General features: G+C 39.9%; 9 protein-coding genes. 2 read left to right on the top strand and 7 right to left on the bottom strand.

From position 1 onward, the window contains the following. Positions 1-53 precede the first annotated feature (53 nt). Positions 54-365 carry a Rho-binding antiterminator gene (locus NH399_RS04500; protein ID WP_253037273.1) on the bottom strand — a complete coding sequence of 104 codons (312 nt, stop codon included), beginning with the start codon at positions 363-365 and terminating at the stop codon, positions 54-56. Between the two features lie 251 nt (positions 366-616). Between NH399_RS04500 and NH399_RS04495 the strand changes: the two genes are divergently transcribed. Then, complete coding sequence (locus NH399_RS04495; RefSeq protein WP_253037272.1) at positions 617-1,726, top strand: hypothetical protein; 1,110 nt, start codon at positions 617-619, stop codon at positions 1,724-1,726. Then, on the top strand, positions 1,727-3,751 hold the full coding sequence (locus NH399_RS04490; RefSeq protein ID WP_253037271.1) for a DUF3857 domain-containing protein: 2,025 nt from the start codon (positions 1,727-1,729) through the stop codon (positions 3,749-3,751). It begins immediately after the preceding gene. A gap of 83 nt (positions 3,752-3,834) precedes the next feature. Here the strand turns inward: NH399_RS04490 and NH399_RS25820 are convergent, their stop codons facing one another. The 6 genes from NH399_RS25820 to NH399_RS04460 all read right to left on the bottom strand — a co-directional run bounded on the left by NH399_RS25820 (position 3,835) and on the right by NH399_RS04460 (position 14,063). Next, positions 3,835-5,520, bottom strand: a complete 1,686-nt coding sequence (locus NH399_RS25820) for a GAF domain-containing protein (RefSeq protein WP_253037270.1) — start codon at positions 5,518-5,520, stop codon at positions 3,835-3,837. Next, a complete protein-coding gene (locus NH399_RS04480; RefSeq protein ID WP_253037269.1) occupies positions 5,517-6,485 on the bottom strand; it encodes an ABC transporter substrate-binding protein in 969 nt (322 codons plus the stop codon). Before NH399_RS04480 ends, NH399_RS25820 begins: the two co-directional genes overlap by 4 nt. Positions 6,486-6,712: 227 nt before the next feature. Beyond that, entirely contained in the window at positions 6,713-8,881 is a 2,169-nt protein-coding gene (locus NH399_RS04475; protein ID WP_253037268.1) for a pre-peptidase C-terminal domain-containing protein, read from the bottom strand. Between the two features lie 626 nt (positions 8,882-9,507). After that, a complete protein-coding gene (locus NH399_RS04470) occupies positions 9,508-10,227 on the bottom strand; it encodes a hypothetical protein (protein ID WP_253037267.1) in 720 nt (239 codons plus the stop codon). A gap of 14 nt (positions 10,228-10,241) precedes the next feature. Next, a complete protein-coding gene (locus NH399_RS04465; RefSeq protein WP_253037266.1) occupies positions 10,242-11,690 on the bottom strand; it encodes a hypothetical protein in 1,449 nt (482 codons plus the stop codon). A gap of 279 nt (positions 11,691-11,969) precedes the next feature. After that, complete coding sequence (locus NH399_RS04460) at positions 11,970-14,063, bottom strand: winged helix-turn-helix domain-containing protein (protein ID WP_253037265.1); 2,094 nt, start codon at positions 14,061-14,063, stop codon at positions 11,970-11,972. Between the last annotated feature and the right edge of the window lie 123 nt (positions 14,064-14,186).

Here is a 14,186-nt window from a genome sequence, read left to right as displayed (position 1 = left end):
TAGCTACCAATTACTTAATAGTTATCCCTCAGTTAGCTTACCCCCAAGTGAACCTAGTGTTCGACGTGAGCGTTTTCTCTAGGACTGAGCATAAGTCGTTTAAACTTGGCTTGCTCTGTCAGCACAACAATGTGGAGAATAGATGATAGTAGAATATTCCGCTGCTCATCATTTTCGGTACTGATAGTAATCCACTCGCCAACGTTTTTATTATTTCCCGTATCTCTTGCAACGCCTATCCACTTGTTTCCGTTGACACATTCGACGGCAATTTCGTAGCCAAATGTACAAGCAATTTCGATATAGTCGTGCAAGTCGCAATTGATGGGGGTGTGCGTATTCAAAATAACAACCTTACGTTTCATTGAATAGACAAAGTAGTTAGAGTGCAGAATGCAGGTTTTGTTTCAATATGCCCACATTTTACTTCTTTAGTAGTAGATGTGTGAACTGTGAATACGCTTGATATGGTGTCATCAGACGGTATAATGGCACCGATTTTATTGGTAGCGCTGGTAAAAACGGAATTTACTGGTTGCTGGGCAGTTTCAGTCGAGACCTTATTGCCCTAAATTCAATTAGTTAGAATTTTTATTTTATAGCTGGAGAGTCTATTTTGAGACGTTTTCTTATACTTTTTGTTGTATTTCTTTTGGCGAGTTGCGCTTCTGTACCTAAAAAAGCACGCCATTTGGCAATTGAAGCCCCCACTTTATCCTCAACGCAGAAACAAATAGATGATTTTTATCAAGCGGATAGTGGCACCATTATTTCTTATGTGAAGTTAGTGAACCAAATTCACAGTGTTGATGTGGCAAAGATGTGTGCGCCTGACAATATCCGTTTGTATGAAGATGCCTATCGAATTAACCCTTCCAGTCTTACTGCTATTGCTTTTATGGCTGAGTGTGAAAATGATGACAGCGAACGAGAGAGCAATCTATTAGACAAGTTGCGATATTTGATGGTGTCCTTGTTACAAGATAACAATGGAGACTCTCTTGAGTATCCCATCGAAATACGAGAGTTATTTGACGCAGAAATATTACTAGAAGGGGCCAACTATCGGATCCTTGATAGCGTTTATGTGGAACATAACAAGCAAGTCATTATGCAGTATCATGTTATGGATACGGAAACCGGCGAGTTTGAATACCGCTACTTTTCATTAGCGAAATTACTTCGCCAGGTATATTCGGGGATTTCAGGTCTGTTATCGCAAGAAAACATTCTAAAAATTACCAAAGCAACCTACTTAAAAAATAGATACCCTCACACTTTAAACGCTGTCGCAATGGATCATGTAAATAACGGAAATCTCGACAAGGCTTTGTCGACCATCAATTTATATGAAGAGCCAACGCAGATTTCTCATATTTTGCTTTCAGAGATTTATCTACAGAAAGGTGAGAATGATAACTTAGATACTCTTGTAGATTCCCTTTTTGAATATTCAGAGTTAGGTAACATTAATGCCACCGTACAGTTGGCGCGTATTTTCTGGTCGCTTGATTCATCGAAAGAAACAGAAAAACAAGTTAAACAACTTCTTGCTCGTGTTGACCGACAAACTCAAAAGGGACATGGTGCTTACTTGTTAGCGCAAAAGATAAAGCAGTACAAAGGTGAGCAAAAGAGCTTTAAATATTGGATAGAGCTAGCTGTTGAGCAAGGGCATAGCGATGCTCAAAAAGCTTATGAATTAATAAGAAAGGAAGCAAGCTAAATGAAATCTTATCTCTCAATGGTAAAGTGTTGCCTATTTTTATCGGCTACTTTAATGAGTTTTTCTGCATGGTCAGAGCAAATTCAGAGCAATGGCTTTTCTTATTACATCGACGATGCCCAACCATGGGTGAAGCCCGTTTCGCTCAAATCTAAAGATGTTAGCAAACATGATCAGAGTGTTGCATATCTACTATCTGATTCTCAGGTTTATATCAATAAAAATGACTATGGTCGCTACAAGCGGTATGCGTTCCAGGCCGTTTCTAAACAAGGTTTAGAAAATATCTCTGAGTTTTCAATCAGCTTTCAACCAGATTATCAAAAGTTCTATTTGCATTACATACGTATTACTCGTAATGGCAAACTGCTCGATCGTACGCGCTCCTCTGATATTCGACTCGTTCAACGAGAAGAAGAGATCTCTCGCCGTATGTACAACGGATATGTAACCGCTATGGTATTGCTAGAAGACATACAGGTAGGGGATATCGTTGAGTACGCTTTCACTATTAATGGAAGAAACCCTGTGTATGGTGAAGCGCAATTCAGTGCTTTTAGTCTTAACTGGTCGGTCCCTGTCCATCAAACTAATATCCGTCTGTTGACTGATCGAGAGTTAGAGCATCAAATGTTTAACAGTGATGCGAAGCTTAAGCGTATTACTCATTCCGACAATTCCATTGAATACTCTTTGTATAGAGAAAATGTTCCTGCTGTATATCATGAAGGTGAAGCACCTGCCTGGTTTGATCCCTATGCTTATGTGGGATTCACTGAATATAAAAACTGGGGAGAAGTTGTTGACTGGGCTAAACCACTCTATTCATTCAGTGGCATTAAGAACAAAGAGCTACTAAAAAAAGCTGCTACCTGGAAAGCTCAAAGTAAGAGCAAAAAAGAATATGCTGAAAAGGTGATTCGTTTTGTTCAGAATGACATTCGTTACTTTGGTATTGAAATAGGCGTTAACAGTCATAAACCTACCCATCCGGATGAGGTTTTTGAAAGAAAGTTTGGAGATTGTAAAGATAAGACTTCTTTGATTAATGAGCTACTGAGGCTTAATGGAATTGAGGCTTATCCGGCGTTAGTGTCTAATTCTACCCGCAAGGGGATTGAAGATTTTACCCCTCAACCAGGTGCATTCGATCACGTTATTAGCTACATCAAGCTAGATGGGAAAGACTATTGGATTGATGGCACTCGGACCTTCCAGTATGGCAGTTTGGACAATATTACTGCGTCAAACTTTCAGAAGGCATTGGTAATAAGTGATGACTCCAGAACGCTAACGCCTATCAAATTTAATGATGCGATGCGTTCGATGGTTTCGATAAAAGAAGCTTTCTCTGCCGATAACTACAAGGATGCCGTTAAATTAACGATTACCTATGTTTATAGTGGCAGTAAAGCAGAGTCTGTACGAGCCAGTCTGGATAGCAAGGGTAAAGAAAACTTCGCAAAAGACTATACTAATTACTATGCCAAGCAGTTCCCAAGTATTGCCAGAGAAGGTGACATCCAATTGATTGATGATCAAGATGGCAATCGATTGACTGTGCAGCAGAACTTTATCATCAAGGACTTTTGGGATTTGAGTGAAGAGCGATTAACAACTCCTCTCTATGGTGATTATATCGCGAGTTATGTTGCCAAGCCCGAAGTGGTTAGCAGGAACTTCCCGCTTGCTAATTATCACGCCATTGGAATTCAGCAAGAAGTGAGTATGTCATTTCCAGAAGTGATCGACTGGAATATTGATACCAATGCTTACCAAATAGAAAACGATGCAATGAAATACCAAAGAAAGGTAGATTTCGAAGGTCGTGAGTTTAAAGTGAAGCATTCTTATGAGTCTAAACAAGACCATGTAAGTGTTGAAGATGTTCCTGACTATGTAGAAAAAATCAAAGAGATCCGTGATGCTCTCTATTATTCCGTCTGGGTAAGTAATGAGCGCGAGGAGGAGGATGATTTACGGGGAACATTAAGAAGCTTATTAAAAGCTAAGCGTAAGCAGTAAATAATAGAATGGCTCTCTTTGAAAAGGAGAGCCATTGATAAAAGTCTCTGTATTGTGATGATAAGTTGTTGAGTCTAATGGTGTTAGAGCGGATTTCTCAAAGCTTGAGCCATCTCCAATGCTATTTTTCGTTTCTCAAGTGCATTTGCCAAAATATCAACGGCTAGTTGCAGATCTTTAATTTCGTCGAGCTTCCATTCATGAGCTGTTATCAGCGACGAAAAACCCACACCGCCCCATACCTGACCACGATAAATAATAGGGATCAGCAACGCCGACTTTACCTGGTGTTGTTGGAATAATTGCTTTAATTGATCACCTGTATCCAGTTCGTCAATTGAGTTGATGATCAAGTTGTTATGTTGATGAAGGACTTGCTCTACACCCACCAAAGAGCGAGTGGGCAGAAACTTGAAGGTCTTCTTTATGGATGGGCAGTTTGGACGAACCCATTCGTTGGTGCAAATTAGATGCCGCCGTTGCTCGGTGTAAAGCAAAATGTAGGCGCGATCAACCTCGACAATATGAGAGAGAGATTTGAGCGCGTCGTTGATAGCGTACTTAAGTTGAAGGGGGTGACGGCCCACCATGCTGGCAGAAATAGCAGCAAGAGCGGCTTCTATTTTGGACTTTCGAATCAGGCTAGCTCTATGTAACTCTTGTTGTCTTACTAGCCGTCGTACGGAGATAGAAATGGAACTTATCTTGTCATCACCTTCAATTTTAGCAAAAGGTTGTTGCTGTTCAATTGTGGTTTTTAGTTGAGTGTCTAGCAGGTTAAGCCGATTAATATGGATCCGTTGGACATAAAAAATTAACCCAATGCTGATGATAATACTGAACGCAAGTACCGTAATGAGTAGCCTCTCTTTGCTGAGAATGTTTTGGATAAGTCTATTAGACTGTGTTGCCATTATTTGATTGAGTTGTTGTTGGTAGTCATTAATAGCGACATTTAATTTAAGCAGAATAACATCAAGTTCAGCATTGAGCTGTTTGATATTAGCGTTAAGAGTTTGCAGCGACGCTACTTGATGAAAGTAACTCTCGTTGCCTGTTAGAAGGTGTGCAACTCGCTGTAAAATATGACTGGCACTTTCGTTGCCTTCTCGTTGGTAACGAGAAATTAATTGGCTGAGCTCGCTCTCTACCGATTGTTTACGTGACGAAAACAATTGAGGATTTTCACCGTCGCTAGTGGATAGAAGGATATGATCAACTTGTGACAATAGATGATGATGTATGGGGAGTTCATCATTGTGGGGAAGATCGTCATGACTGATCATTTGATGAAGCTTCTCGGATTGCATTAAGTAGCTTTTGATCAGTTGTTTGCGTTGATGGCGAACAGCAATGCGTTGAGCGTTGTAAGTATCCAGTTGGCGAATGGCTCGTTCAAGCTCATTAATGAACGGTTGAATATCCAGTTTTTGATTATCGTCTGACGCTTGATTCAAGGTTTTTGTTTGATTGCGAAATCTCTCTACCTCATCCAAAAACTTTAAACTATTCAACAGTAGTTTGTCTTGATCGACTTCGTTAGCGAGTATAAAGCGGTAATCGGCTAATGTATTGGACTGCAATACAATGTCATTGATTAAGAGCAGCCGATTACTGTGAGGGTAGATTTGCTGGGAGTACTGTTGGCTAACTGAGAGTAGGGTGAAGTAAGCTATTAACGTAATGGTACCAATCAACATGAGTAGTACCAATAGACTATTGATAATATTCCAACGTGGCAGGAAGTATGCGAGCAACTGACGTATCACTGTTTAACCTGTTGTTGGCATTTATCAGGGAGCCACTGTTGCCATACTGATTCGTTGTGATTGATCCAGTTGTGTGCGACTTCTTTGCGGGTAAAGCCAAGAGCATCCATCTGATGACTTAATTCAGCAATCGATCGATTATCAAAATTAAAGCGACGGATCATTTCGGCTGCACAAGGCCATTGCTTTAACAAGTCCAACGAGACGGCTTTTTTCAATATGCCATGCTTAGGATTTCCGCAATCAAAAAATTGCTGTGGATCGGCGCCGTATTCGGGTTGCGTATTGCATTCGGGGTGATGTTCTGGAAATTCCACAAATTCTCCTTCATAAACAGCCTGCATCGAATTCGGTTGCCAGTTATACAAAATAATGGGAGTTTTTTGGGCATAAGCCGCGGCGAGTTCTGACCATAGCGTTGAAGCATGAGGCGCATGGATTATTGTGTAGTTAAGATTAAGAGCATCGAGCCGTTTTTGATCCAATCGATTCCAGGGGCCACCTAAGAATCGTCCTTTTGGGGCTGTTTCGGGAGTCATAAACAGATCATCACAATCCTTTAAAGCTTGCCAGTCAGGCAATCCAGGGCACAGCTCTTTGACGTACAGTGGATACCACCATTCTTCTCGAGTTTTTGCATCGTGAGTGCCAGCATCAATAAGGTTGCCGCTACTGACTAACTGTTCAAAATCTTTGTTTAAGATACCAGGCCATACTTCTACCTGTATATCGATAAGGCCTCGAGCGATGGCTTTAAATTGGTGAGCTGTGCCGGTTGGGCGATAGGCAACCTGATAACCTTCACGCTCTAACAAGATCCCTGCAATATGGGATAGGATGATCTGGCTACTCCAGTCATTTTCGGCAATGACAATGGCGCGGCTATCCTTGTCGTTCGCCAGGACAGAAAAACACAGACAACAGAGAAGGCTGAGTGCAACAAAGTTGCGAAAAACAATGAACACAAATAGGACCTGTTATTATCTCAGTTAGTGGCATTTTTGAAAGGATCAGAATTTTTTGTTTCATTCTTATCCGTTTCATTATAGGCAAGCTGCCGTATTAATGACACTTTTTAACAGGGTAATATTGATGGAGAAAAATTAAAAAAATCGCACTCAATGATAAGTGGGGAGGGAATAAGCGGACGCTGGATAGCGTCCGCTTAGTATGAGAGAGATAGCTTAGTAAATTAAGGCTTCCACTCTGCATCTAACGTTAGGTTAGAGTAACTGCTATAGCCACGGATGCCAATGAACCAGGTACCGGCTTGAGGCGTTAATACCGCACAGCTTTCTGCATTACCATTGCGGTAAGGTCGGCAGTTGTACTCCGTTAGTGTAGGGCGAGCGCCTGGACGAACGTATAAATCTGCATCGCCTGTACCGCCGCTGATGTTAACAGAAAGACTTGCCATACCTTCTGGAATCTCCAGCTCAAAGTATGTCCACTGTCCTGCAGAACCCGAAAGCGTTTCGTTTAAGCTGCCGCCTTGAGGAGGTGTGTTTTCATTATACGAACCCACCAAGCTGACTCCACTAAAGGCGCTATAACCTGTGATAGAAACATGATATACACCAGCACTTGGAGTAGAGAAACTGCAAGTTTCATTGTTACCGTTCAACCATGGACGACAGTCATAGAGTGTGGCTGTTGGCTTTGCATTGTGGCGAACATACAAATCCGCATCTCCGTCACCACCTGACAGCACGAAAGATAAGTCTCTGGCACCTTCAGGTACTTCCATAGTGAACTCAAGCGTTTCGCCTTGTGCAGCAGTTAAACCTGTGACAGCTTGATTGTTCAATAACTTGCTGTTGTCAGTCTTGTCTTGGAACAAAGTTGCTACCAGATCAACATTTTCGAATGAACGACCAACCGGGCTTAACAGAATGTACCAACGACCTTCTTGAGGTGAATTGATAGTAATGCTTTCATCATTCTGAGGTTGAGTTGAGCGGAAGTCAAAGTCAGTAACAGAAGGTTGACGATTGAACGCAACATAAACGTCCATCACACCTTCTAGCTTGTCGCCGTGATTAGAGGTTTCAACAACCAGTCGAGTGTCATCAGCTGATACATCAATGTTGTAAGTCTGAGGACCTTTAGAGCGTAAGTCTTCTTTTACTTTTCCACTAACTAATGCATTTCTGTCTTCACCAATACAGCTCAGGTTGGTTCCATTTGCCAGAGGATTATAAACAACACCGTTGGTAGAAATACTTCCCTGCAAAAACTCAATGTTGGCACAAGAGTAAGCATCCAGAGGGTTGTTATTCATAATCAGACTAGAGATTAATGGAGAAAAACCCCACGAAGTGTCAACGTCGGTGATTTGGTTGAAAGAAAGATCAACCGTGCGGATGTGTTTTGACAATTCAGGCAAGCTGCTGATACTTTCGTTAGCTGCATTCAATGTGCGCAGGTGACGGAAATACTGTAAGCCTTCCAATGAAGTGATTTGACCATTTCCTGGTGTGTTAATGGTTTTTACTTTAACCGCTTCTAATGTGTCAATTTCGTTATCACCATTAGTATCAAACTGACCAACCAGGTAATTTTTGAAGTGAGTATCAGGAATATTGATGATCTTTGCACCGTAGTGTAAAGCTGCACTCCACTGATCGCCGCCACTGATGTAGCTGCGTTGACCTGCGAAGTTATTGTATTCTTCGTATCCTGCTTTGGGCACAATGGTTTGTTCACCGTTAGTAGTGAAAGCTTTTAAGCCGTAGTGCATGATAGATAGGAAGTCATAATCACCATCGGTGCTGGTATTACGAGCAGTAAAGTTATGAGTTTCGCCTGGCTTAACGTTCTCGGTTTTAATTTCGACGTAGTTGTCACGGTCAGCACGTTGCTGCTCATGCCACATACCTAAACTATGTCCTAACTCATGAACGATAATATAAAGCACTTCCCAGTTATTCATCGACAGGTTTTGACGACCACCAATCATGCCAACTGTGGCAAAGTTTTTGTTGTCATTACGTACATAAATGTGGTTGGTAGCGTTAGCGTCTTCGATAAAGGTTAATTGAGCGACACTTTCCCACACTTTTGTTGCTTCTACAAAGCGTTGACGATTTTCCTGAGTCACCGCTGGATCAAAAGTGTAATAAACCTTTCCATCTGTCCACTTATTTTTAGTTAGATCCATTTTTCGTGGGCCGATTGAATCATCAGCAAGAACTAACATATCGTCATATTGATAGAATTCACGACCGTCAATCTCTACTCGCTCAATTTGGTTAGAGTTAGACAATTTAAAGTGTGAAGGAGTGGAAGTGTTCTGGTGAGCAATTGTCGCAGTAGATAAAGTTACTGTCATTGCTGCTACGATTGCGTTTAATCTAGTCATTAGATTATTCCCTGTAATTTTTTCTTGTTTCTGAATTTCATCAGAAAAACTATGTGTTAACTAAAATTTTACCTAAGTAAAAACAAAAGTAGTTGGCACTCAGAAACGGCTGACAGTTCAAGTTCTGGACACATCCTCATCGCCACTTACGAAAACCTGAAGTATCAGTTGCTACCTTGCATTGGCAACGAACGTTTCACGGTACTAACTTAATCCGTGATCATCCTTGTTATTATTCTTATCAACTTTCATGTTGCGAAAGTTATGTGATGACCTGCACAGAAATTATCGTGTATTGAGAATGATTTTCTCAAACTAAAAAAAATGAGGTTATGGATTAGAAAAACTAATGGAAGCGTTATTGTGCATTAATACCGCAATAACGCCTGTTTTTTTTAACTTTTTGTCGGGAATTTATAGATAAGAGCGACTATTGTATACAGAATACTTTGTTAATTTTTTATGGCAGCAAAAAAAGAAAGGGATTTTTTGTCGGTTTTTATAGGTTAAAGTCTTATTTTTAGTAAGTCTAATAATGTTTTGTTAAAAAGAAAAAGTTGAATTTTAAAACTCTATACACTCAGGCAAAAAGAGACGTTGCCTGAGTGATACTACATTATTTACGGTTATTGACAGGAAGTTTTTTTAAACTCTTTCCATTTATCTTTCCATACATTTTTTTGTGCTCCAAAGTCGTCAGCGATTTCATGTATCTCGATGTCTAAGTCAGGCTCTCTTTCATCAAGTTGTCGAAGAGCGCCTCGACAATCTGGACATCGTTCGCGATTAATGGTGACTTTAAGTTTCGCTTTACCCAATTGTCTTCCTTCAGCTTGTCGAGTCATGCGCCATTCGTTTAATTTTTGTCTGGTAGAGTAAGCGATTTTAAACTCTGAATCGTCGATACGTCCTGTTGGAGATAGAATACTTTCATCGAGCTCATCGGGTGCTATTGCATTGGAGTAGCGTGTATCTGGATTTGCCGCTGCACCAGCAAGAGGGGCTTTAGGTTTGAGATCGAGTTTACCACTGACAGATATCTGTCGATCATAGAAACCATCTTCTGTAGATAATTCTCCAATAGCAATAGTGGATTGACCTGTATTGAGCTTCTTTACTCTTGCTGCGTGCGAGCTATCTGGTTTTGATTGCCCGTTCACTTTCTTTATACTGAGATCTCTTAAGTGTGAAGCGTCGACATAAGCCTGTTGATATTCGCGTGCTAAGTCCCCAAAGATTTGATGAAAATCTGAGTTATCCGGCGTGTAGGGGGGATGCTCGATAATCTGAGCAAAACAACTGAGTGAAAATATAGCTAATGATAATGTGGTTATAAATGACTTCATATTAAACTCCAAATTTATAAGCTGCATTGTAGTGATTCGTTTTCATCAAAAATGTCATCGATCAAGCTTTCTTCGGCGAGACCTTCTTCAGCAAGAAAACTGCCTTCGCCCAGCTCTAAGTCGATTGCTTCTTGTTCGATCAAGCTTTCGAAACCAGCCGATAGTCCATCTATCATCATTGAAATAGTAAAAACGAATTCCAATATCTTGCTTAGTTCGTCGGGTGTGCGGGACTGTAGGTCGGATATTCTTTGACCTATTGCCATTTGTTTTCTTTGTTCTAGTTTGTTGTTGTCCCTTTTTAGCTGACTAACAAAACAGCGCTCTCTAACATAAGACCAGGTCTTATCTTTGAGTTCTATGTTTGTGGCCGAGTTAGGTTTGTTGTCCTCAGAGCAAGAAGAACCTGAGAGATCTCCAATAGCGTGCTCAGATTCTATTTTATTAATGATCTCAATGGTCGCTTGAGTCGCTCTTAGTGATGGTGGTAGATATACCAAACTGCGTGTGCTTTTATCGTATATAGGAAGATAGTTTTGTTCGAACTGATTGAACAGGATGTAAGTAGCTGCCAAAAGTTTGGGGCCATTATGAGCATTCCTTGCAAAAAAGTCTTCAGCTGCTGATGTTCCATAGTTTTCCTCATATACTTGAAGAGTTGTAGCCATCAGTGCTCGTAGAGCAGGAACTTTTAGGTACTGTAGTATAGGCTTCTGCCAGGAATACTCTCTGACGCGTTTTATCCATTTATCAGAAATGATGTTGTCGTCGCCGTAGGCAAGTTCTCGATCTCGATTGTGATAGCCATAACTAGCGCGCAAAACTTGCCGCCCGATAAAATATTGTTCAATCTCTGGCACATTAGACGCTTGTTGCTCATAGAAATAGCTAAGATTCCAATTACTTAAAACATCTGATACGACACGGTTTGCGATATCTATATTGACTTTAACTGAGGGCGCAAAGTTTTTTAGCGTGTCTTTGAGTTGAGCTTTGTACTGAATATCTAGAGTGTGAAGATCTGCCTTATTTTCAGGGGTCGCTTTATTTAATTGACGTTTGTAGGCATTTACAGAGTTATAAATTCGTCTATCTATTTGTTCGTTAGGGTTCCATTGAAACAGCAAGTAGCGACAGTTAGATAAAGAAGATGGACAGAACTTTCTCTGATTAGACAAAAATAAGTTTTCTTGATTTATATTAAGTTCGGCTGGGGTTAGGTCGGGTAACGTGTTTATATTGAACTGGAAGTTCTCTCGGTAAGTGGCTAGTTGCTCCTCTGATAAACTTCTCCGTTCTGCCTGTTCCATAAACTCGAGACCTGAGAGGTAGGGGAGAATGGCAGGATCTGGGTTGTGAGATAATATATCCGCGACAGTTGGTCCTGTTTCAGCGTGAGTGGATAATGTGGAAAAAATGATTCCTGATACTAAAAGAATCGTAGTTTGCTTTTGTATTTTCATACTGTTCCTTATTAAGTTCGAAATGGAACAGCCAAGTTATCTTCTAAAAATGGATTTCTCTATCATTTAGCTCTGATTTAATCTGACTAGATTATGAAAAAGTATGATTTGGTGAAAAGTACTCTTGAACTTTGTTAAGTAGTAATGAGCAGAAGATTATATCGCGAAGCGAAAGAAGTAAATTATTAGGCCAGTAGTCTGAGGAGGGATTAATACTCAAGATAATAGAGGAGAAAAGGGCAAGTGTTATTTTGATACGGTTTTAATCAAGGGGAAGGCTCATTCCTTTGAGCAGTTTTTTGAATAAGTTTCATTAATTTGAGCAAGAACACTTTTTATGCTTTCGATGCTTTTAAGATGGGCTTTTCGATTGCTTGAAAGATGAGGCGTCGCTTTGACATTTTTAAATATAAGGTGCTTACTCCAGGTGAGTGCATAGAACGATGATTGTTTGGTTGCTTTATTAAGATGAAGCAGTGTTTCATTCAGGTCTTTCATTAACAGATAGTATTGAGCCAAAAGGAAGTGTCCATTAGCGGAGTTTAGTTCTCCTGCTGTCAGGCTACTTATATAAAACATGGCTTTCTTGAGGCTGTTTTCATAAGGACTCGAATTGAGCTTTAGTAACTTGGCTTTATAGAGTTCTACCTGAGCTCTAAATAATGCTTCACTACGTTTGTCGTGTATCTGGAGGTTATCTAGATTCCATAAGTACTCACGAGCTTTGCTATATTCATGTGCTTCTACCGCAGCAGAAGATAAGTAATACATCGATAAGAAGGGGCCATCAGGATCTTGTTCTATCGTAGAGCTTTTTTCGATATCTTGCTCAATTTGATCGATAAATTCTGAGAAGTTACCAGTAAGTACAGCTAATCTATAGTCTAGCGAATGGCCTGCAACTAATTGATACCAGTGTTCCTCTAATTGATTCTTCCAATGTCGATACATATTGAAGTCTCGAGCTTTTAGGTTGGCAAAGGCCAGGTTAGCCAGTGTCATAGGCTTACAGGAATATAGTAAGGTTTTTGAGCCCATAAATTGCAAAGCATCTGCTAATTGTGACGTTTGTATTAAGTTCGCTGCTAGATAAACGTGAGCAAGGTTTTGCTCGTAATTAAGATTTTTTATTTCATTGGCCATGTGAGCAAGTAGTTTAGAGCTTTTGTCTTGAGTTTGAGTGCTATCAATCAGCATCAATGTGTTGTCTTCAAACTCAGGGCGAGCTTCGAAAGCGAGTTTAAACTTATTGTGAGCTGACTCAAATTCTTTAAGATGTTTGAGATACATTCCATGAAGAAACAAACTAAGAGCATCATCATGTGTTTTTTGGAGCTCTTTAATAGATTGTTGATACTGATCGTATTTTGCAAAAAAAAGCGATATGGCGATATAAGTGAAATGATTATCAGGGTAGTGCTTAATAAAAAAATTGATGCTATTCCTAAGCTCATTATCCGAAGCTTCGTGGAACTCGTAGAAAGCCAAGAGTAACTTGAGAAAATGAGATTGAGTAAGGGCTTGCTGGGAGTTTAAGTTGTTATTGAAGTGCTTTTCTTTTAGCTTTTTCATCTCTCTATTGAATTTGTCTTGATTTGACCAATACATTGAAAATAAAGACTGTATTTTTTCTTCACTGTATAAAAGAACGGGAAGGTTATGAGGTGTGTCGTTACTTATGTGAGTGCTAAATATCGAGTCTTGAATATGAGTGATTAAGGCTTGAGTGTCTATTCGCTTTAGATTGACCGTCGATAAGTATTTTGTTGAAGCATCTATAGGGGATGTAATCGATATTATTAGATTCTCTGTTTTATCGAGTTGCAGAATCGTTAACGTCAGTGGTGTTTCCAGTTTGATTGAGGAGCCGAGCGTTGCTTTCAGGTGCTCGACTTTGGGCTTCATAGGGTGCTGACTATGAAGAAGCGTCTTATCGTCGATACATAAGTTGTTCAAACACTCATTTTGCTGGAAGAGGTGAGTTAGCAGAATACTTGTACTGATTATCAATAAAAATATCCATATTCCGGCTTTTCTATTTACATTGAACTTTTTAGTAGCCGTAGATTTCTCAGTTGTCAGTTTTTTTCTGTTTAAGGAATAACCTTTTCGCGGGATGTTTACGATCAGTTGATTCGCTTTATCTGTATCTTTGAGTTCAACTCGTAGATTTCTAATTCCTTGATAGACAACATTATCAACAACATGCTTATCGCTCCAGAGCTTAGATTTTATGTCTTCAATTGAGTGAATTGTGTCAGGGGAGTCATTAAATAGATGAAATAATTGCCAGCTCAGAGTACTGAGTTCTAAAGATTCTCCTTGATGAATAATACGCTCATCATCAGGCAACCATAACCATTTTTCAGACATTCGCTTTATATGGTAAGTCAATTATTGGGAAGAATGATGATAGTGATCTTTGCTATCAGATCAATTGCTAATATTACCTAAAAAGAAATTGTAACTTAGAAATTGATTACTATATCAAATAGT

The sequence above is a fragment of the Pleionea sp. CnH1-48 genome (assembly GCF_024124665.1).
Classification (GTDB): domain Bacteria; phylum Pseudomonadota; class Gammaproteobacteria; order Enterobacterales; family Kangiellaceae; genus JAMXSB01.
This window is presented reverse-complemented; position numbering and strand designations above follow the sequence as displayed.